This window comes from Bradyrhizobium sp. TM233, from assembly GCF_036247965.1.
In the GTDB taxonomy this organism is placed as follows: Bacteria; Pseudomonadota; Alphaproteobacteria; order Rhizobiales; family Xanthobacteraceae; genus Bradyrhizobium; species Bradyrhizobium ottawaense.
Genome location: NZ_BTIG01000010.1, coordinates 157,516 through 177,281, shown reverse-complemented (window position 1 = coordinate 177,281; position 19,766 = coordinate 157,516). Strand labels below are relative to the sequence as shown.

Here is a 19,766-nt window from a genome sequence, read left to right as displayed (position 1 = left end):
CTACCTGAAAATATGCAGCGCCGCATATTGCAGCAGCATGATCGCCTTAGCGTCGATGATGCGGCCGTCGGCGATCATCGCCAGCGCCTCGTCGATCGAGAGCTCCAGCACCTCGATGTCCTCGCCCTCGTGCTCGAGGCCGCCGCCGTCGCTGACCCGCATCGAAGGCTCGTACTCGGCGACGAAGAAATGCAGCTTCTCGGTGATGGCGCCGGGGCTCATGAAGGCCTCGAACACCTTGTGGACGTGGTGGAGGCGGTAGCCGGTTTCCTCCTCGGCCTCGGCGCGGATGCGCTCTTCGGGCTCGGCGTTGTCGAGCACGCCGGCGGCGGCTTCGATCAGCAGGTCGTCGTAGCCGCGGATGAAGGCCGGCAGGCGGAACTGGCGCACCAGGATCACGGTGCGCCCAGCGAGGTTGTAGGGCAGCACGGCTGCGGCGTTGTCGCGCTCATAGGTCTCGCGGTGCTGCGTCTGCCACTCGCCGCTGGCGCGCCGGTACTCGAACGTGGTGGTCTTCAGCGTGGTCCAGCCGTCCGAGAGCACGCGGACGTCCTTGATGCGGACGCGGTCGGAAATGGTCATGGTTGATCTCAGTTGCTTGGCGTGGTCGCGCGGCCGTCGAGCCACTTCTGGAACATCACGGACGTCGATAGCTCGAAGCCCAGCGCGCCGTAGAACGCATTGGCCTGTGCGTTCTCGCGGCGGACGAGGAGTTGCAGTTTCGAAATTCCGGCGGCGCGCAGCCAGTCTTCGGCTGCGGCCATGATGAGGCGGCCATGGCCGCGCTTGCGGCCGTCGGGGTCGACCGCGACGTAATAGACCCAGCCGCGATGACCGTCGTGGCCGACCATGACGGTCGCCACGATCGCGCCGCCATCGCGGCCGCGTCAGGCCGCAGCGCTGCCACAGCGCGACGACCTCTTCGACATCGGCATCGCCGATGGCGTCGATCGCAAGCGGAGCAGGCGAGAACGACGCGGTCACAGCACCTTCCCCGGATTCATGATGCCGAGCGGATCGAGCATCGCCTTGATGGCGCGCATCAGCTCGATCGCGGTCTTGTCCTTGACGTCAGGCAGCTCGTCGCGCTTGAGCACGCCGATGCCGTGCTCGGCCGAGATCGATCCGCCCATGCGCAGCACGATCTCGAACACGACGGCGTTCATGTCGTGCCAGCGCGCCAGGAAGTCCGCGGTGTCGGCCCCGATCGGCTGGCTGACATTGTAATGCAGATTGCCGTCGCCGAGATGGCCGAACGGCACCGGCCGCGCGCCCGGGATCAGTTTTACCACGGCGGCGTTGGCTTCCGCGATGAAGGCGGGCACCGCGGCGATCGGCACCGAGATGTCGTGCTTGATCGAGCCGCCCTCCGGCTTCTGCGCCGCCGACATCTCCTCGCGCAGCTTCCAGAAATTGTTGCGCTGGCTGAGGTTGGCCGCGATCACGGCGTCGTCGACGATCTCCTCTTCCATGGCGCGGGCGAGGATCGTCTCCAGCGGCGTGCGGGCATCGTCGCCGGGGGACGACAACTCCATCAGCACGTACCAGGGATGCTTCTCGCTGAGCGGATCGCGCACATCGATGCCGTGCCGCACCGAGAAATCGACCGCCATCTCCGACAGCAGCTCAAAACTCGTCAGCGCGCTCGCGGCCTCGCTCTGCGCGATCGTCAGCAGATTCAAGGCCGCTTCCGGCGATTTCAGCCCGACATAGGCGGTCTCGACCGATCGCGGTTTCGGGAACAGCTTCAGCGTCGCTGCCGTGATGATGCCGAGCGTGCCTTCGGCGCCGATGAAGAGATTGTGCAGATTGTAGCCGGTGTTGTCCTTCTTCAGCTTCGACAACACGTTGAGCACGCGCCCGTCGGCCAGCACGACTTCCAGCCCCAGCGCCATCTCGCGCGCCACGCCATAGGCGAGCGCGGCGGTGCCGCCGGCATTGGTGGAGAGATTGCCGCCGATGGTGCAGCTGCCCTCGGCGCCGAGCGAAAGCGGAAACAGCCGGTCGACGTCGGACGCCTTCGCTTGCGCGATCTGCAGCACCACGCCGGCTTCGACCGTCATGGTGTTGGAGGCGGTGTCGACTTCGCGGATCTTGTCGAGCCGGCGCAGCGACACCACCACCTCGCCATTGTGCGGGGTCTGCCCACCGACGAGCCCGGTATTGCCGCCCTGCGGCACCAGCGCGATTTTATGCGCGGAGGCAAGCTTGCAGATCGCGGAGACCTCCGCCGTCGAGCCCGGACGCAGCACCAGCGGCGAGCGGCCGTGGAACAGATTGCGCTCCTCGGTGACGTAAGGCTCGATGTCGGCTGCATCGGTGATCGCGTGCTTGTCGCCGACGATCTTGCGAAATTGGTCGATCAGCTCGGGCGCAAGTGGAGGGATCGCAGGCTTATTGATGTTCATTGTCTCGTCTCTACTTCGCTCTTATCTCGCCACCGCAGCCCGGCGCAGCCGGTCATTGATCGCTTCGCCCAGATCGTCTTCGGGGATCGTCATCACCGCGATGGCCCGTGGCCCCTTCGCATCGAGGGCGCGAAGATAGCCGAACAGATTGGCGGCGGCTTCATCGAGATCACCGGTGGGCGACAAGTTCATGACAGCGACGGCCGCATCGACGCCAGGCAGGCGCTCAGAGCCAAACGCCAGCAGCGCTTCGCCGGGCGCAACGTCCTGCGCGCGAAGCCGCACGCTGGCGCGCGGCGCGTAATGCGAGGCCAGCATGCCCGGTGCCAGCGGCTGGCTGTCGTCGCTTTCGGCCTCCACCGGCGGCCGCGCCAGGGGCGTACCCAGCACCGCCTCGATCCGTTCGCGCGACAACCCGCCGGGGCGCAGCAGCATCGGCGCGTCGAGGCAGCCGACAATGGTCGATTCGACGCCGACCGTAACAGGTCCGCCGTCCACGATCAGGTCGATCCGCCCCGATAAGTCGCTCTCGACATGGGCCGCCAGCGTCGGCGAGACGTGGCCGGAGATGTTGGCGGACGGCGCCACCACGGCGCCGCCGAAGGCGCGCAGGATCGCCTGCGCCACCTCGTGGGCGGGGATGCGAATCGCGACCGTGTCGAGGCCCGCGGTGGCGAGATCCACCACCGGGCAGTCCTCCGCCTTCGGCACCACCAGCGTCAGCGGCCCCGGCCAGAACGCTTCCGCGAGCCTCAACGCGCGGGCGTCGAACCGGCCGATCCGCCGTGCGGCGGCAATATCGGCGACATGGGCGATCAGCGGATTGAAGGCCGGCCGCCCCTTGGCGGCGTAGAGATGGGCGATCGCGGCGGCATTGGCCGCATCCGCCCCGAGCCCGTAGACGGTCTCGGTCGGAAACGCGACCAGCCCGCCGGCGGCCAGCGTGCGGGCGGCAGCCTCGGCGCCGGCCGCGCCGGCCGGTAAAATCAGCGTTTCAAGACCCATTTTCACAGGGACAAAATTCCTCATGCCGGCCGCTTGCAGTGCGCCGAACCCGCCGCTATAAGCCGCCTTCTTGTCGGAGTGTGGCTCAGCCCGGTAGAGCACTGCGTTCGGGACGCAGGGGTCGCAGGTTCGAATCCTGCCACTCCGACCATTCTTCCAAAAGTTGACGTTTTCCCAAAAGTTGACGTTTTCCAGAGGCTTGGCGGACCGGCCGCCAGCGCCTCGGGAGCGCCTTTCTGCAACGATTTTCAGATCGGGTCCACGGCCGATTTGCACGGGCGGGGCGGTCTGTTGCGGCGGCATGGCTTGTTGCGGCCCATGGGCCGGACCCGACCGACCGGACGGCTCGGCATTCCCCCAGCAGCCCCTTTTCCGCGCGGCGTTCCCCTCGGGCGCCGGTCGCGCGATATGCTACCTAGCGAAATCGTCCCGGTCCGGAGCCCAGATGCAAACTCCTCGTCCAGCTCTGCGGCGGCACACGCTGACGGGCGCTCTCGCGCTTGCGGCGATCGCGGCGGTGGGCTGGCTGGCCTACGTTCTCGCGCTGGATGCAGGGTTTGCGCGCATGCAGCGGGAGGGCAATGACCGGCTTGCGCTGATTGCAAGCACCTTCGACGCGACCGTCGCGCGCTATCGCTATTTGCCGGCGGTTCTGTCGCTCGCCGATCCCATCCGCGAGCTCTACCGCGATCCCCATGACGCATCGGCGACCGCCGCCGCGAATCGCTACCTCAAATCGCTCAACCAGGGAGCTCGATCGGCCGAGCTGTATGTCCTCGACAGCACCGGTCTCGCTTTGGCGGCGAGCAATTTCGACCAGGATTCGAGTTTCGTCGGGCACAATTACGCGTTCCGCGCCTATTTCGTGGACGCCATGCGCGCCGGCGAGGGCCATTACTACGCCGTCGGTGCCACCACGGGACAGCCCGGCTATTTCCTGTCGCATCGGATCGTGGAGGGCGGCAAAACCCTCGGCGTCGCCGTGGTCAAGATCGATCTCGGTTCGCTCGAGTCCGACTGGGCGCGGGCCGGCGACCTCGTGGCGATGGAGGACGAGAACGGCGTGATCTTCCTCGCCAGCCGCGAGGACTGGAAATATCGTCCGCTGCTCCCGGTGCCTGCGGAGCGGCTCGCAGAGCTGAACGCCGTACAGCAATTCGGTCAGGCGATCGACGCCGCTCCAATCTTCGTGCCCGAGCGCGACCGGCAGCGCATCCAGATCGGTCGCGCGCGCGGCCGCGGCAATGCCGAGTTCGGGGAATATGCCCTTCAGGTCCATCCGCACGATCAGGGCTGGAAGCTGCTCCTGTTCTCGGACGTCACGGATGCCAAGCGCAGTGCGGCGACCGTCGCGATCGCGAGCGTCCTGGCTCTCGTCGCCTCGCTGCTGGTCGTGCTGGTTGCCTGGCAGCGGCGGCAGGCCGTCAGGGCGAAGCTCGAGGCTCATGACGTTCTCGAGCGGCGCGTGGCCGAGCGCACCGAAGAGCTGCGCCGGACCATGGAAAGCCTGGTGCAGAGCGCCAAGCTCGCGAGCCTCGGCCAGGCGCTTGCCGGCGTCGCGCACGAGATCAACCAGCCGCTCGCGGCGCTGATCACCTATGTCGCGAGCAGTCGCGTCCTGCTCCGCCGCAACGAGGTCGATCGCGCGGCCGCCAACCTCGACCTGATGTCATCGATCGCCGAGCGCATGATGGCACTGATCGATCACCTGCGCATGTTCGCGCGCAAGGAGACCGGGACGCGCAGCGCCGTAGAGCTCGCGCCTGTCATCGACAATGCGGTCCGCCTGTTGCAATACCGCATCGATCACGAGCATATCGAGGTGGTGCGCGAGGCGCCTGCCGAGCCGCTCCATAGCCTTGCCAATCCGATCCGGCTCGAGCAGGTCGTCGTCAATCTGCTGTCGAATGCGATCGATGCGATGCGCGATTGCGAGCGGCGGGTGCTCCAGGTCCGGCTCGGCCGCCGCGACGACAGCGCTGTGATCGAGGTCGGCGACACCGGCGCCGGCATCGCACCCGAGCACCTCAAATCGCTGTTCGACCCGTTCTTCACCACCAAGGAGATCGGCGAGGGGCTTGGCCTCGGGCTCTCGATCTCGTACGGAATCGTCAGGGAGTTCGGAGGAGATATCTTGGTGGAGAGCGCGCCGGGCAAAGGCTCGACTTTCAAGGTCGTCATTCCGGTCGTGGATGTCGCGCCGGTTTCCCAGCAATCGGAACTGCAGGCATGAGCGGGTCCTTGCTCGTCGTCGACGACGAGGAGATCGTCCGCAATTCGGTGCGGCAGTGGCTGGAGCTGGGTGGGTTCACGGTCCGGGTTGCCGCGGGCGCGGACGAGGCCATGCGCCTCGTGAAGGAAACTCCGCCCGACGCCGTGCTGACCGATTTTCGCATGCCGCAGCGATCCGGGCTCGAGTTGATGCGCGACATTCGCCGCGCCGATCCTGATATTCCCGTCGTGCTCCTGACCGCGCATGGCGACGTGCCTCTGGCGGTCGCTGCGATGCGCGAGGGCGCCTACGATTTCCTGCAGAAGCCTCACGATCCCGAGCTGCTCTCGGCAGTCATGACCCGCGCGATCGAGCGGCGACAGTTGAAATTGCAGCTTCGCCAGCTCTCGGATCGTCTCGCCGCGCCCGGCGAGATCGATGCCCGCCTGATCGGCCTGTCGAAGCCGATGGTCGCGGTGCGTGCCAGCGTGCTCGAGCTCGCCGGTCACGATCGCGACGTGATCGTCACCGGCGAGACCGGAACCGGCAAGGAGGTGGTGGCGCGGGCCCTGCACGATTTCGGCCCGCGCGCGAAGGCGCCTTTCGTTGCCGTGAACTGCGCCGCGATCCCGGCCGAATTGTTCGAAAGCGAATTGTTCGGCCATGAGGCCGGCGCCTTCACCGGCGCACGTGGCGCCCGCATCGGAAAGTTCGAGCACGCGAGTGGCGGCACGCTGTTGCTCGACGAGATCGAAAGCATGCCGCTTCCGTTCCAGGCCAAGATCCTGCGGGCGCTGCAGGAGCGCGCGATCGAGCGGGTCGGGTCCAACAAGCTGCTGCCGGTCGACGTTCGCGTCATCGCGGCAGCCAAGGGTGATCTCGCGGCCGACAGCCGCCAGGGGCGCTTCCGCTCCGATCTTTACTTCCGTCTTGCGGCGGCGGAGGTTCACCTGCCGGCGCTGCGCGAGCGCGGCAATGACGTCCTGCTGCTGTTCGAGCATTTTGCCGCCGCTGCCGCCCAGGGCGCGGGCCGCACGATGTCGCCGCTGCGGGCGGACGATCTCGATGCGCTGCTCGCCCATGACTGGCCTGGCAATGTGCGCGAGCTGAAGAACGTCGCCGAACGCTATGCGCTGGGACTGGTCGCGACCGGTCGCAGCGTCGCCGAGATCCTTCGACGCGGCGAACCGGGAGCGCCGCAGCGGTCGCTCGCCGACCGTGTTGCGGCCTACGAGCGTGCGCTGATCGAGGCCGCCTTGCGCGAGCATGACTGGTCGATTGCCGCCGTCACAGAGGAGCTCGGCGTGCCGCGCCGGACGCTGAACGAGAAGATGGCGAAATACGCGCTGGCGCGGCCCGGCCGCAAGGAGCCCTGAGCCGGTGATTGATCGGCGGAAATCCGCCGATGTCGACATTTGCATCGGCGGATTCTTGCCGACGCTCCCGCCCTCGCGTGGCCGTCCTCCTCAAAAAACTGCGCAATTTACGGCAATTCCCACCGTTTTCGCGTGCCGCTCACGATTGGCACGGCCGTTGCTGAAGCAGCGCCGAAGCCATCCGGTTTTCCAATAAATCTGCGGAGGACGTCGTGAGTTCACAGGAAGCCTCAATTCAGACTGTCGGAGCGCCCGCCACGAAGCAGCGTGCCGATATCACCGACATGAAGCGCCGGTTGCGCGCGATCTTCGTCGGCTCGGTCGGCAATCTCGTCGAGTGGTACGATTTCTACGCCTATGCGGCGTTCTCCCTGTATTTCGCCAAGGCGTTCTTCCCTGATGGTGACGAGGTGGTTCAGCAGCTCAATGCGGCGCTGCTGTTTGCTGCGGGCTTCCTGGTGCGCCCGCTCGGCGGCTGGATGTTCGGCCATCTGGCCGATCGCTATGGCCGGCGCAACGCGCTGACGCTGTCCGTCGTGATGATGTGCTTCGGGTCGCTGATCATTGCGGTGACACCGACTTATGCTTCGATCGGTCTGGCCGCTCCCGTCATCCTCGGCCTTGCGCGGGTCCTGCAGGGGCTGAGCCTCGGCGGCGAATACGGCACCAGCGCCACCTATCTCAGTGAGGTCGCCGACGAGAAGAATCGCGGCTTCTACTCCAGCTTCCAGTACGTGACCCTGATCGGCGGGCAGCTCTGCGCCATCCTCGTGCTGCTTCTCCTGCAGAAGGTGTTTCTCTCGACTGACGAGATCCGGGCCTGGGGCTGGCGCGTGCCGTTTGCGTTCGGTGCCGTGCTCGCGGTCGTCGCGGCCTTGATGCGGAGCAATCTGCACGAGACCGACGCCTTCAAGAGCAGCCAGGCCGCGGTGAAGAAATCCAGCTCGATCCGCGCGCTGCTGAACTACCCGCGTGAGCTGATGCTCGTGGTGGGGCTGACCATGGGCGGCACGGCGGCATTCTACACCTACACCACCTATATGCAGAAATTCCTCCGCCTGTCGGTGAAGCTGACCGACGACCAGACCACCATGGTGACAGCGGGAAGCCTCGTCTTCGCGATGGTGCTGCAACCGGTCTACGGTGCGATCTCCGACCGCATCGGGCGCAAATGGCTGCTGATCGGCTTCGGCGTGTCCGGCACGTTGTTCACCATTCCCTTGCTGACGACCCTGCAGGCCACGCACGATGCATTTTCCGCCTTCCTGCTGATCGCCGCCGCCTGGATGATCGTGTCGGGCTATACCGCGATCAATGCGGTGGTGAAGGCGGAACTGTTTCCGACCAGCGTACGCGCAACGGGCGTCGGGGTGCCCTATGCGCTGACCGTCTCGATCTTCGGCGGTACCGCCGAATCGATCGCGTTATGGTTCAAGTCGATCGGCCACGAAAGCTGGTTCTACTGGTATCTGACCGACTGCATCGCGGTTTCGCTGCTGGTCTATCTGACGATGCGCGACACCAAGGCGACGTCCGCGATGGATCGTCACGAATAGGTCGGGATCCCCGGGCGGGCGGTGGGGTTCCTCACCGCCTTGCCACCACCACGCCCACCAGAAACGCCACCATCAGCGCCGGCAGCGGGGCCTCGCGCACCATGCCGCGCACGATGTCCGGCCAATGCTGCTCCGGGACCAGTCTCGGAGACCGCACGTTAGGCGCGGGCTCGATGTCCCAGTGTGAGGCGAGTTCGGCGATCTCGCTTTGCGCCAGCCGGACGCCGTCGCGGACGCGGAAGATCGCAGTCTCCGAGCGTTCGCGCGGCGCGAGCGTCGTCAGTGTCGCGATTGCCGTGCGTAGCGTCATCTCGCCAAAGCCTTGCAGCCGCACCTGCTCCTCGGGATCGGACGTCATGCGAAATCCCTTACAATGCGAAATGGCGCGCAAGGGCGAAGGCCGCCGTCGCGCACAGGACCAACGTGGACACCGCGCCGGCCACGCCGCGCGCGAGATGGGTTCGCGTCAGGTGCCTGGTCATGATCGTGCTCCATGCTCTCATGGAAATGACGGCGAGAGAGGTTGGTTCCTCGCGCGACTGAGAGGGAGCGACGGGTTTCGCTGGCGCTCTACCCATCCTACGCAATGCCGAATCGCCAGGGGGTGACTACTTCCGCAGCAACTCGCTCAGTGCCGCCGTCGCCTCGGCGCAGCGGATATCGTCGATCTCGCGCGACAGGCTGAGCGCGCTTGCTCTCAGTTCTTCCAGCTTCCAGCTCTCCGGATGCTGGTTTTCGAGCTGACCGAGACGCTTGTTCAGATCGTCCAGTCTGGATTGGAGCTGCCCGATGCTGGCGTCCCCATTCACTTTCCAAACGCGTTGTGCGCGCATCGTCGTTCCCCTGATAGTCTCACGGCCTTGTGAGAGCGGTTCGTGGCCGGAATGGGAGTTTGTTTTGTCCGGCTTCAGACGGTGGGGAACCGTTGCAGATTCGCAACGAAGTTCCGGAATTCTGATGCGCGGCCGCCGGACGCTGCACAATGATACCCACAGGCATGGAATTTGATTGTGCCTCGTCGCGACGATGGGTCGAGCCGGCCTGTGCGCGCGGTGCGCTGCTCGATAGGCTCAAGGCCCGATGCACTCCGGAAGACGAGGGAATGAGGCGTGGCGAGATTCGTAACTATCGCAGCCGGCCAGCTTGGCCCGATCGCAAGGACCGCGAGCAGGACGGAAGTTGTCGCCCGGCTGATGGCCTCGATGCGCGAGGCGAAAGCCGGCGGCTGCGATCTGATCGTCTATCCCGAGCTTGCGCTGACGACGTTTTTTCCGCGCTGGTATTTTGAGGATCAGGCCGAGATCGACAGTTTTTTCGAGCGCGAGATGCCGGGGCCGGAGACGCGTGCCCTGTTCGATCTCGCCCGCGAGATCGGCATCGGCTTCTATCTCGGTTATGCCGAGCTGACGGTCGAGGACGGAATTGTCCGGCGCTACAACACGTCCATTCTGGTCGACAAGAGCGGCGCGATCGTCTCGAAGTATCGCAAAGTCCATCTGCCCGGCCATGCCGAGCCCGAGCCGTGGCGGAAATTTCAGCATCTGGAAAAGCGCTACTTCGAGCCGGGCAGCGGTTTTGGCGTGACCGAGGCCTTCGGCGGCGTGATGGGCATGGCGATCTGCAACGACCGCCGCTGGAGCGAGACCTACCGGGTGATGGGCCTGCAGGGCGTCGAGATGGTGCTGATCGGCTACAACACGCCGGTGCACAATCCGCCCGCGCCCGAGCATGACGATCTCTCGCTGTTCCACAACCATCTGGTGATGCAGGCCGGCGCCTACCAGAACGGCACTTTCGTGGTCGGCGTCGCCAAGGCCGGCGTCGAGGAGGGCGTGGATCACATCGGCGGCAGCTGCATCATCGCGCCCTCGGGCGAGATCATCGCGCGATGCACGACCAAGGGCGACGAGATCGCGCTGGCGCGCTGCGATCTCGACCTCTGCAACTCCTACAAGCGCACCACCTTCAATTTCGACCTTCACCGCCAGCCGCAGGCTTATGGGATGATCGTGGAACGGAAGGGGCGATCCATCATGGCGGACGGAATGCCGGTGCCGGAGTGATCTCCCGTAGCCCGGATGGAGCTTCCGCCGTAGCTCGGAGAGCGAAGGCGGAAGCGCAATCCGGGGCCGCTCCGCGCACTGTCCCGGATTACGCTGGCGCTCCATCCGGGCTACGGGGCCCAGCCTGTGTCGCCCTCTGTCAATCCTCGCGCGGAAAAATATTCCACTTTACCGAAATTCGGTTTCGGCGTATGTGTCGTCCATTCCGGCTTGACCTTGAGGGGCGATCGCGCGTCGTCACGTTTCGCGAGCCGGGCTTGCGGTGGACGCGGCAGCGTCGGCACGAAAAAGGTAGCGGGCAGGGCGGGTAGTCCCTGTGAGCCCGAAACCGCGTGCGGACGAGCGACGCTGAACGCGTACGGCAAAACCGTGTGGTCCTGGCCGTCGTTGCTACGGTCAAGCCTTTCGAAGGTGCGCGCGAGCCCAACCGGGCGGACGGCATCGTCAATTCGAACGGCGAGGGAGGCCAGAGGGAACTCGGCTCCCGGGAGAGCACGGCATAAGCCGTCCGACCATCGCGCAGGGAAGGCCGAGTGATCGGCACCACCTGTATGCTGCTGTGCGGTTCTTCCTGCGTGTGCATTTCGCGCAGCGGACCGCGGGTGCGAGCCGGCACCCGGCCTTCCCTGCGCCCTCTTGGATTGGAGGGGCGAAAGATGAAGCAAAGCTCGGGCGAAACGCGCCGCGAGGCTGCGAAGGCATGTCTGCAACCACATACGCGCTGTCATCGCCCGACCTTGACCGGGCGATCCAGTATTCCAGAGGCCGTAATGATTGAACCGAGAAGCTGCGGCGTACTGGATTCCCCGCTTTCGCGGGGAATGACGGCGTCATTTGGAGAAGCAACCTACCGCCCCACACTCCAATCCAGAATCTTTCCGCGGAAAGACTCTGGATTGCTTCGTCGCAAGGGCTCCTCGCAACGACGATGTGGAGGCAGACGTGCGCCTCACTCCGCTCTCGTGCCCCGGACGCTGCGCAGCACGAAGTGGTGCGCTGCAGAGCCGGTGCCCATCCATCCGCAGCGCGCCCTGTCGCTTTCTGGGTCCCGGCTCTGCGCAGCGTCACTGCGTGCCGCAGCGCGTCCGGGACACGCGCGCCTGGGCGCGATCCCACCCCATCACAACCACGTGCCTTGATTCGGAAACGATCATTCCCTATTATGTCGCGATGCAAAAAGCGGTCCGCCGATCCCAGTCTGCCTCCCGTCCGCCCGGTCGTCCCCGGGAATTCGACATGGACACGGCGCTGGACCGCGCCGTGCGGGTGTTTCGTGAGCGCGGCTATCATGCGACCTCCATCGGCGAGCTTACCGCGGCGATGCGGCTGGCGACGGGAAGCATCTACAAGGCGTTTCGCGACAAGCATGCGGTGTTCCTGGCCGCCTTCGAGCGCTATACGGCGCTGCGCCAGGAGCAGACCCGCAGCGCCGCCCGGCGCGGCACAAACGGCCGCGATCGGATCCGCAACGTGCTGCTGTCCTATGTCGCGCAGTCCCAGGGCGCCGAGGGACGGCGCGGCTGCCTCGTGGTCGGCAGCGCGGTCGAATTGTCGGCGGTCGATTCCGTCGTCGCCGCCCGCGTCGGTGCGCAGCTCAAGATCAACGAAGACTTCATCGCCGGCCTCATTCGCGAGGGGCAGGCCGACGGCTCGATCCCGCGCCATGTCGATGCCGACGACACCGCGCGGCTGATGATCTGCATCACGCAGGGAATGCGCGTCGTCGGCAAGGCGCGCCTGACGCTCGACGGTGAGCGGCTGGTCGGCGTCGCGATGAAGCTGCTCGCCTGAATTTTTTGTCACTTTAGGGAACGATCGTTCCCTATTCTGGAGTCAACGAATGACGATGAATGCCACGATCGAGACCGCGCCGGATGCGGTGTCGCAGCGCCTGACCTTCGTGCTTGCCGCGGCCTGCGGCATGATCGCGGCCAACATCTACTATGCGCAGCCGCTGATCGCCCCGATCAGCACCGCGCTCGGCCTGTCGCACGCAGCTAGCGGGCTGATCGTCACCATGACGCAGATCGGCTACGGCACCGGGCTGCTGCTGATCGTGCCGCTCGGCGATCTCGTCGAGAACCGCATCCTGATCTGCTCCGTCATCACGCTCGGCGCGGCGGCCCTGCTCGCCGCCGCGTTCGCCACCCATGCGACGCCGTTCCTGATCGCCGCGCTGTTCATCGGCCTCGGTTCGGTCGCGGTGCAGATCATCATTCCCTATGCCGCGCATCTGGCGCCGGAAGCCATTCGCGGCCGCGTCGTCGGCAACGTCTCGACCGGCCTGATGCTCGGCATCATGCTGGCGCGTCCGGTGTCGAGCTTCGTCACCTCGGCGCTGTCGTGGCACGCAGTGTTCTTCGCCTCCGCCGCGCTGATGATCGTGCTGACGGCTGTGCTCTGGATGACGCTGCCGATCCGCAGGCCGGTGACGCGGATGCACTATGGCGAGCTGTTGCTGTCGATGCCGCATCTGGTGCGGGCCACGCCGCTGCTGCGGCGCCGGGCGCTCTATCAGGCCAGCCTGTTCGGCTGCTTCACCCTGTTCTGGACAGTGGCGCCGCTTCAGCTCGCGGATGCGTTCGGCTTCACCCAGCGCGGCATCGCGCTGTTCGCGCTGGCCGGTGTGGCCGGCGTGTTCGCGGCGCCAATCGCCGGACGGCTCGCCGATCGCGGCCACAGCCGCATCGCGACACTGGTCGCGATGCTGCTCGCGGCCGGGGGCTTCCTCGTGACCTATATCGGCGCGCCCGGCTCGATGCTGAACCTGGTCGGTCTGGTCGTGGCGGCAATTGCCATCGACGTCGGTGTCCAGGGCAACGTCGTGCTCGGTTTCCGCGCCATCTTCGCGCTCGGGCACGAGCACCGCAGCCGCCTCAACGGCCTCTATATGGCGACGTTCTTCACGGCCGGCGCCGCCGGCTCCGCAATCGGCGCCTGGGCCTTCGCGCAAGGCGGCTGGACGCTCGCATCGGCCATCGGCCTCGCTCTGCCCGTCATCGGCTTGCTCTATGCGGCGATGGAATAGACGGCGGTCGCAGCAATTGTGCGATGCGGCCGTTTACCAGGCCGCGGGAGGCAGCCGGGTGATGCAATTTGCATCTCGCGATTTCGGTGCTGCTGTAGTACTTTGGTCTCAAGCGGGCCCGGTCAATGGGCGGCAGGGGGAGGCTGATGAGGCGTGCGGGGCTGTTTGGCGTACCGCGGGTACGGCCATGGTCGTGGCAGGCGTTTCTGCTCGGATGCGTCGTTGTCGCCATGTCGGCTGCGTTTCAGGGCGTTTGCGTTGCGCTCGGCGCAAAGCTCTATTTTGCAGCGTTCCTGCCCGGCCTGTTCGTGCTCGGCCTTGTAGCAGGCACGCCGGCGGCGGGGTTTGCCGCGCTGTTCACCATTCCCCTGGTGTGGTGGGCATTCATTCCGCCCTTCTTCGAGTTCAACGCGCTATCCAGCGCAAATACCGATTCCATCAACCTGTTCTGCCTGCTCGCCGTGCTGCTGATTGGCCTTGCCGATCTCTGCCGCGAGATGATGAGGATCGTCAGCCGGGGCGGGCTGAAGTCCCCGGGCGAGAGCGCGGCAACGAATCCGCAATAATTCGCTCTCGAGGTCGTCCTTGCGCGACCGTGCACGTTGCGTGCGCGCAACAGTCCGGCAACCATCCGCGAGCTTGCTGCGCGCCGCTAACTTTTCGAAAAAGATTTGGCCGCAGTTTCTCCCCCGGGAATGACGAGGGAGTTTTCGGACATGAACGGCCAAGTAAACGGTCAGGCCATCTTGGAGAATGTGCGCCGCTACCGCGGCATCGCATCGCTCTATCGCCAGACCGCTGCGTTCCGCCCGGGCCAGAGCTGGTCGCTGCTGGAGCAGGCGAGCGATTGGGAAGCGCGGGCGCTGTTGGAGCTGGAAGCCTATTTCGCGGCACGCGCGGACTTTGCCGCCCCGCTTGCAGCCTGATCGTTAACCATCGCTCACGATATGATGGTCAGATCGGGCGCGGGCACCACGAATTGTCCGCCCCAGGCGCGAACCTCCGCCAGCTGGGCGATGATCTCGTCCTTCAGATTCCACGGCAGGACGAAGACGTAATCGGGCCTGGCCGCGATCAGGGCGGCGGGATCGCGGATCGGCAGATGCGTTCCCGGAAGCAGCAGGCCCTGCTTGTGCGGATTGCGGTCCACGGTGAACGGAATCAGCTCGCGCGTGACGTCGCAATAATTGAGCAGCGTGTTGCCCTTCGCGGGCGCGCCGTAGGCCAGCACCGTCCTGCCCGCGCGCCGCGCCGCGACGAGAAAGTCGCGGATCGTCTCGCGCTTGGCCGCCACCTTCGCCTGAAAATCACGATAGCTCGCGGGCCGGTCGAGCCCTGCCAGGGTCTCGCGCCGGCGCAAGCTCTCGATTGCAAGCGAGGCGCTCCGAGGCGCGGTCTCGCTGCAGATGTGCAGACGGAGCGAGCCGCCATGCGTCGGCAGTTCATCAACGTCGAAGATGCGCAAGGCGTGTGCGCGAAAGACCCTCTCGAGGGTCGCGAGCGAGAAGTACGACAGATGCTCGTGATAGATCGTGTCGAACTGGATGGCTCCGATCAGGTGCAACAGATGCGGAAGCTCCAGCGTCGCGCGCCCGGTCTCGGGCAGGAGGATGCGCAGGCCCGCGACGAAATCGTTGATATCAGGGACGTGCGGCAGCACGTTGTTGGCGACGATCAACTCGGGCCTGTGGCCTTCGGCGCGCAGCGCTGTCGCGACGTCGCGGCCGAAATAGCAGGTCCGGGTCGGGATGCCCTTGGCGATCGCAGCTGCCGCCGGGCCGCTGGCCGGCTCGATGCCGAGCGCGCGGATGCCGGCGCGCTGGAAATACTGCAGCAGATATCCGTCATTGCTGGCGATCTCGATCACCTCGGACGCTGCTCCGAGCTTCGCGCGGACGATCATCTCGGCGGCGTAGCTCTCCGCATGAAGCAGCCAGCTCTCGGAATAGGACGAATAATAGAGATACTGGTCGAAGATGTTGGCCGCAGGCTCGAATTGCGGAAGCTGCACCAGCCCGCAGGCGCCGCACGCACGGGCATGCAGCGGATAGGTTGGCTCGGTCGCATCCGCGCGATCCGGCGGCAGATAAGAATTCGCCAAAGGCGACAGGCCGAGATCGACGAAGGTCTCGTCGAGCTCCCGCGTGCAAAAGCGGCATCGGTGCCTGTCCATGAACGGATCGTCCCGTTGTGCCGTCGTGCCGCGGCTGTTAGTGAATTCTCTCAAGCCACGGAAATTCCGACAACGTTGCGCATGATGCAACCCAAAAGGCGTTTCGGTGAACCGACGTTCGCAACGGCGGCGTCGCGGTGCGGGGGCCCGGGATGAAGTTCACTGCATTGGCTCTGCCAGGCGTGGTTGAAATCGGCATCGAACCGGAGACCGACGCGCGCGGATTCTTCGCCCGGCTGTTCGATACTGAGGCCTTCGCGGCGCAGGGCCTGCCGACGCATTTCGCGCAACACAGCCTCTCGCATAACGAGCGCGCCGGCACGTTGCGCGGCCTGCACTACCAGGCCGGCCGGCCGGAGGCCAAGCTGGTGCGGTGCGTTGCCGGCCGCGCCTTCGACGTGATCGTCGATCTGCGCCGGTCGCTGCCGACCTACGGACAATGGTGCTCGGTCGAGCTCGCCGCCGGCCGTGGCAATGCCGTATTCATTCCCGCCGGATGCGCGCACGGCTTCCAGACGCTCGTCGATGCGACCGAGCTGATGTATTGCATCGATGTGCCCTATGACGCGCAAGGCGCGGCCGGCATTCGCTGGGACGATCCATCGCTCGCGATCGACTGGCCGCTTGCCGATCCTATTCTGTCCGCGCGCGACCGCGCGCTGCCGTGTCTCGCATGAAGCGGGTGCTGGTCACCGGCGCTTCCGGATTCCTGGGCCGTGCGCTGTTGCCTGTGCTGGTCGATCGCGGCTTGGAGGTCCACGGCGTCGCGCGCTCGGCTCAACCGGCAGCGGCGGGCGTGATCTGGCATGCGGCTGATCTCCTCACCGAAGCCGGCCGTGTGCACGCGCTGTCTGAGTCGCGTCCGACGCACCTGGTTCATCTCGCCTGGGAAGTCCGGCCGGGCCGTTATCGCGAAGATCCGGTCAACCGGCTCTGGGCTGAGGCGAGCATTGACCTGCTGTCGCGCGCGCGGGCCTGCGGCGTCAGCCGGATCCTCGGCATCGGAAGCTGCCTCGAATACGGACCGCAGAGCGGCCCATGTGATGAGCGCATCAGCCCATGCCGCCCCACGACATTGTACGGTCAAGCCAAGCTCGCTGCGGCCGAAGCCTACATCGCGGCAGGCGCCGTCTGGGGCCGCGTGTTTGTCCCGTTCGGCCCGCACGAGCCCGAGGCGCGCCTGATCCCTGCGCTGATCCGAAGCCTTCGCGCGGGACAAAACTTCGACTGCTCGCATGGCGGGCAGCTGCGCGATTTCGCCTATGTCGATGACCTCGCGCGGATGATCGCCGCCGTGCTCGACAGCGAGCTCTCTGGTGTCGTCAATCTCGCCAGCGGCGAAGTGCGCAGCCTGCGCAGCGTGATCGAGCATGTCGCAGGTCTCCTCAAAGCACGCCATCTGGTCAGGTTCGGCGCCGTCGATGCAACGGGCGTCGACGCCGAACCGATCATTGCCGCCGACGTCCGCCGCCTCCGCGACGTGATCGCGGGCGTGCCGGTCATCGGATTCGAGGAGGGCGCCGCACACGCTCTGGCATGGTGGATCGACCGTCTGCCGGGGAGGGGATGACGTGCGGTCTCCTCGCAACAGGCCGGCGGCAAGCGGCACCCGTGGCAATTACGGAGTTGTCTGGCTGCCTGCCTGTGCTAGCAACAGGCCGACCGAAATCTCCTTCACGTCGGCCGGGGCAAGCGATGACCACGTTCAACCGCATCTTCACGACGGAGCGTCTGCTCCAGATCATCGTGATCCTGGCGGCGACCGTCGCCATGAAGCTGATGAGCTGAGTGCCGGCCGGTTATCGTGCGCTGAACTCGGGCACCTCGGGCAGATAGTTCGACCCCTCCGAGCCCAGAAAATCGAACATCGCCTGCGCCGGCGGCAGCAGCACCTTGTCGCTGCGGCGGATCACGTACCATTGCCGCACGATCGGCAGGCCCGCGACGTCGAGCACGATGAGTCGGCCCTCGGTGAGCTCATGTGCCACCGTGTGGGCCGAGATGAAGGCGATGCCGAGCCCGGCGATCACCGCCTGCTTGATGGTCTCGTTGCTGCTCATCTCCATGCCGATGATCGGCTCGAGGTCGGACTTCTGGAACATGCCCTCCATCAGCGTCCGCGTGCCCGAGCCGGGCTCGCGGGTGAGGAAGGTCTCGTGCACGAGGTCGGTCAGGTTGAGGCCGGAATCGTTCTCCAGCCAGTGTCCCTTGCGCGCGACGATGATGTGCGGATTGCGCCCGAGCTGGCGGACGTCGACGGTGACGTCGGCCGGTGGCCGACCCATCACCGCGAAATCGAGGTCGTAGCCGTGCATGGCCTCGCGGATCTCCTCGCGATTGCCGATGGTCAGCTTGATCTCGATCTTGGGGTACCGCTTGGAGAACGCCGCGATCGCATGCGGCACGAAATATTTGGCGGTGGAGACCGCGCCGAGATGCACGGTGCCGCCGGTCCGCCCCGCGAGCAGGTCGAGCGCGCCCTGGCAGTCCATGATGGCGGCCTCGACCCGTTCGGCCAGCGTCAGCACCTCCTTGCCCGCCTCCGTCAGCAGCATGCCGTCGCCGGTCCGCTGCACCAGCGGCAGGCCGGCGAGGTCCTGAAGCTGGCGGAGTTGCTGGGTCACGGCCGGCTGGGTTAGCCCGAGATGGCCGGACGCCGCCGTCACGCTGCCCTTGGCCGAGAGCGCCGCAAGCGAGCGCAGCTGCCGGATCGTCAGATGCCGGAGCTGGGTCGCCGCATGGCTGGGGCCATTATAAGAAAATTCTTTGACGCTCATTATGAATAGAAATTTTCCTTATTAAGCTGCCCCTGTCAATCTCCTGATGCCGGGACTGACCGTACCGACCTCCAGAGGGGAGGGAACTGGATACGGCGCCGGCAGAGGGGATGCGCAGATGACCGGGCAACTGAGGCTGGACGACCATCTTCAACGGTATTCCGAGACCGCGCCTCACGCGCTGGCGGTGGCGGCCGCGGTCGATGCCATCGCGGCGGCGGCCATCGAGATCGCCGACCTGATCGCCACCGGAGATCTCGCCGACGCCTCCGGCCTGACCACCGGCCGCAACAGCGACGGCGACGTCCAGCGCGATCTCGACGTGCAGGCGGATGCGATCCTGCGCCGCTATCTCAGCAAGCTGCCGATCGCAGCGCTCGCCTCGGAAGAGATGCGCGAAGCCCAGATCTGCGATCGCGACGGCCGCATCTGCATCGCGATCGATCCGCTCGACGGCTCCTCCAACATCGACATCAACATGACGGTCGGCACGATCTTCTCGATCCTGCCCGCGCCCGACGACCTCTCGCTCGCCTTCCATCAGCGCGGCTCGGCGCAGCTCGCGGCAGGCTTCGTCACCTACGGCCCGCAGACCTCGCTGGTGCTGACGCTCGGCGAAGGCGTCGACATCTTCACGCTCGACCGCAAGGCGGGCTGCTTCCGCCTCGCGCGCAGCGGCGCGCAGATCGCCGAGGCCTGCGAGGAGTTCGCGATCAACGCGTCGAACCGCCGGCACTGGGATTCGCCGGTGCGTGCCTTCGTCGACGAGTGCCTCGCCGGCGTCGAAGGGCCCGCCAACCACGATTTCAACATGCGCTGGGTCGGCTCGCTGGTTGCCGAGGCCTATCGCATCCTCACCCGGGGCGGCGTCTTCCTCTATCCCTCGGACGCGCGCCCCGGCTATGGCGACGGCCGCCTGCGCCTGACTTACGAGGCGCATCCGATGGCCATGATCATCGAGCAGGCCGGCGGCTCCGCCACAACGGGACGCGAGCGCATCCTCGATCTCTCGGCGCAGAACCTGCACCAGCGCGTGCCGCTGATCATGGGCTCGAGCAACGAGGTGCGCCGGGTCGAGGAACTGCATTGCGATCCGCTGCTGGTTGCCAGCGTCTCAGCGCCGCTGTTCGCGCGGCGCGGATTCTTCCGGCTGTAAGGAGGGCGTCCG

General features: G+C 65.9%; 18 protein-coding genes, 1 tRNA gene and 1 pseudogene. 12 read left to right on the top strand and 8 right to left on the bottom strand.

The genetic code is table 11. From position 1 onward, the window contains the following. From AABA86_RS22660 to AABA86_RS22645, 4 genes and pseudogenes are all read right to left on the bottom strand, one after another. Complete coding sequence (locus AABA86_RS22660) at positions 1-582, bottom strand: NUDIX domain-containing protein (protein ID WP_212249361.1); 582 nt, start codon at positions 580-582, stop codon at positions 1-3. An 8-nt stretch (positions 583-590) separates the two neighbouring features. Continuing rightward, positions 591-984, bottom strand: a pseudogene (locus tag AABA86_RS22655) (GNAT family N-acetyltransferase). Next, positions 981-2,408, bottom strand: a complete 1,428-nt coding sequence (locus AABA86_RS22650; protein ID WP_338308487.1) for an FAD-binding oxidoreductase — start codon at positions 2,406-2,408, stop codon at positions 981-983. Before AABA86_RS22650 ends, AABA86_RS22655 begins: the two are co-directional and overlap by 4 nt. 21 nt (positions 2,409-2,429) lie before the next feature. After that, the gene (locus AABA86_RS22645) at positions 2,430-3,437 is read right to left on the bottom strand and encodes an L-threonylcarbamoyladenylate synthase (RefSeq protein WP_338308486.1); all 1,008 of its coding nucleotides are present in this window, start codon (positions 3,435-3,437) and stop codon (positions 2,430-2,432) included. A gap of 50 nt (positions 3,438-3,487) precedes the next feature. Between AABA86_RS22645 and AABA86_RS22640 the strand changes: the two genes are divergently transcribed. The 4 genes from AABA86_RS22640 (at position 3,488) to AABA86_RS22625 (ending at position 8,557) form a co-directional block, all read left to right on the top strand. Then, positions 3,488-3,564, top strand: a tRNA-Pro gene (locus AABA86_RS22640). 294 nt (positions 3,565-3,858) lie between these two features. Further along, positions 3,859-5,646, top strand: coding sequence for an ATP-binding protein (locus AABA86_RS22635; protein WP_212249365.1), 1,788 nt, complete (start codon positions 3,859-3,861; stop codon positions 5,644-5,646). Then, entirely contained in the window at positions 5,643-7,001 is a 1,359-nt protein-coding gene (locus tag AABA86_RS22630; protein ID WP_028141619.1) for a sigma-54-dependent transcriptional regulator, read from the top strand. The genes AABA86_RS22635 and AABA86_RS22630 overlap by 4 nt, the downstream gene beginning before the upstream one ends. Positions 7,002-7,285: 284 nt before the next feature. After that, the gene (locus AABA86_RS22625; RefSeq protein ID WP_338308529.1) at positions 7,286-8,557 is read left to right on the top strand and encodes an MFS transporter; all 1,272 of its coding nucleotides are present in this window, start codon (positions 7,286-7,288) and stop codon (positions 8,555-8,557) included. Positions 8,558-8,588: 31 nt separating this feature from the next. On the opposite strand, the gene AABA86_RS22620 is transcribed toward AABA86_RS22625, so the two are convergent. Beyond that, positions 8,589-8,915, bottom strand: a complete 327-nt coding sequence (locus tag AABA86_RS22620) for a hypothetical protein (RefSeq protein WP_212249366.1) — start codon at positions 8,913-8,915, stop codon at positions 8,589-8,591. 250 nt (positions 8,916-9,165) lie between these two features. Next, positions 9,166-9,390 (bottom strand): hypothetical protein, encoded by a 225-nt coding sequence (locus AABA86_RS22615; protein WP_028141616.1) that lies wholly within the window; start codon positions 9,388-9,390, stop codon positions 9,166-9,168. Between the two features lie 276 nt (positions 9,391-9,666). Here AABA86_RS22615 and AABA86_RS22610 point away from each other — a divergent pair, with 276 nt between their 5' ends. The 5 genes from AABA86_RS22610 to AABA86_RS22590 all read left to right on the top strand — a co-directional run bounded on the left by AABA86_RS22610 (position 9,667) and on the right by AABA86_RS22590 (position 14,574). Next, entirely contained in the window at positions 9,667-10,620 is a 954-nt protein-coding gene (locus AABA86_RS22610) for an N-carbamoyl-D-amino-acid hydrolase (protein ID WP_338308485.1), read from the top strand. A 1,170-nt stretch (positions 10,621-11,790) separates the two neighbouring features. Then, a complete protein-coding gene (locus AABA86_RS22605) occupies positions 11,791-12,411 on the top strand; it encodes a TetR/AcrR family transcriptional regulator (RefSeq protein WP_445083481.1) in 621 nt (206 codons plus the stop codon). Between the two features lie 49 nt (positions 12,412-12,460). Continuing rightward, a complete protein-coding gene (locus AABA86_RS22600) occupies positions 12,461-13,648 on the top strand; it encodes an MFS transporter (protein WP_338308483.1) in 1,188 nt (395 codons plus the stop codon). A 146-nt stretch (positions 13,649-13,794) separates the two neighbouring features. Then, complete coding sequence (locus AABA86_RS22595) at positions 13,795-14,214, top strand: DUF4118 domain-containing protein (RefSeq protein ID WP_338308482.1); 420 nt, start codon at positions 13,795-13,797, stop codon at positions 14,212-14,214. 150 nt (positions 14,215-14,364) lie between these two features. After that, the gene (locus tag AABA86_RS22590) at positions 14,365-14,574 is read left to right on the top strand and encodes a hypothetical protein (protein ID WP_338308481.1); all 210 of its coding nucleotides are present in this window, start codon (positions 14,365-14,367) and stop codon (positions 14,572-14,574) included. Positions 14,575-14,588: 14 nt separating this feature from the next. Here AABA86_RS22590 and AABA86_RS22585 read toward each other — a convergent pair whose 3' ends face one another. After that, a complete protein-coding gene (locus tag AABA86_RS22585; RefSeq protein WP_338308480.1) occupies positions 14,589-15,821 on the bottom strand; it encodes a class I SAM-dependent methyltransferase in 1,233 nt (410 codons plus the stop codon). Between the two features lie 152 nt (positions 15,822-15,973). Here AABA86_RS22585 and rfbC point away from each other — a divergent pair, with 152 nt between their 5' ends. Together rfbC and AABA86_RS22575 are read left to right on the top strand one after the other, a co-directional pair. Next, the gene (gene rfbC, locus AABA86_RS22580; protein WP_338308479.1) at positions 15,974-16,498 is read left to right on the top strand and encodes a dTDP-4-dehydrorhamnose 3,5-epimerase; all 525 of its coding nucleotides are present in this window, start codon (positions 15,974-15,976) and stop codon (positions 16,496-16,498) included. After that, positions 16,495-17,391, top strand: a complete 897-nt coding sequence (locus tag AABA86_RS22575) for an NAD-dependent epimerase/dehydratase family protein (RefSeq protein WP_338308478.1) — start codon at positions 16,495-16,497, stop codon at positions 17,389-17,391. The genes rfbC and AABA86_RS22575 overlap by 4 nt, the downstream gene beginning before the upstream one ends. A 229-nt stretch (positions 17,392-17,620) precedes the next feature. On the opposite strand, the gene AABA86_RS22570 is transcribed toward AABA86_RS22575, so the two are convergent. After that, positions 17,621-18,598, bottom strand: a complete 978-nt coding sequence (locus tag AABA86_RS22570) for a LysR family transcriptional regulator (RefSeq protein ID WP_338308477.1) — start codon at positions 18,596-18,598, stop codon at positions 17,621-17,623. 118 nt (positions 18,599-18,716) lie between these two features. On the opposite strand from AABA86_RS22570, the gene AABA86_RS22565 reads away from it, so the two are divergent. Beyond that, positions 18,717-19,754 (top strand): class 1 fructose-bisphosphatase, encoded by a 1,038-nt coding sequence (locus tag AABA86_RS22565; RefSeq protein ID WP_212247611.1) that lies wholly within the window; start codon positions 18,717-18,719, stop codon positions 19,752-19,754. Positions 19,755-19,766: the final 12 nt, after the last annotated feature.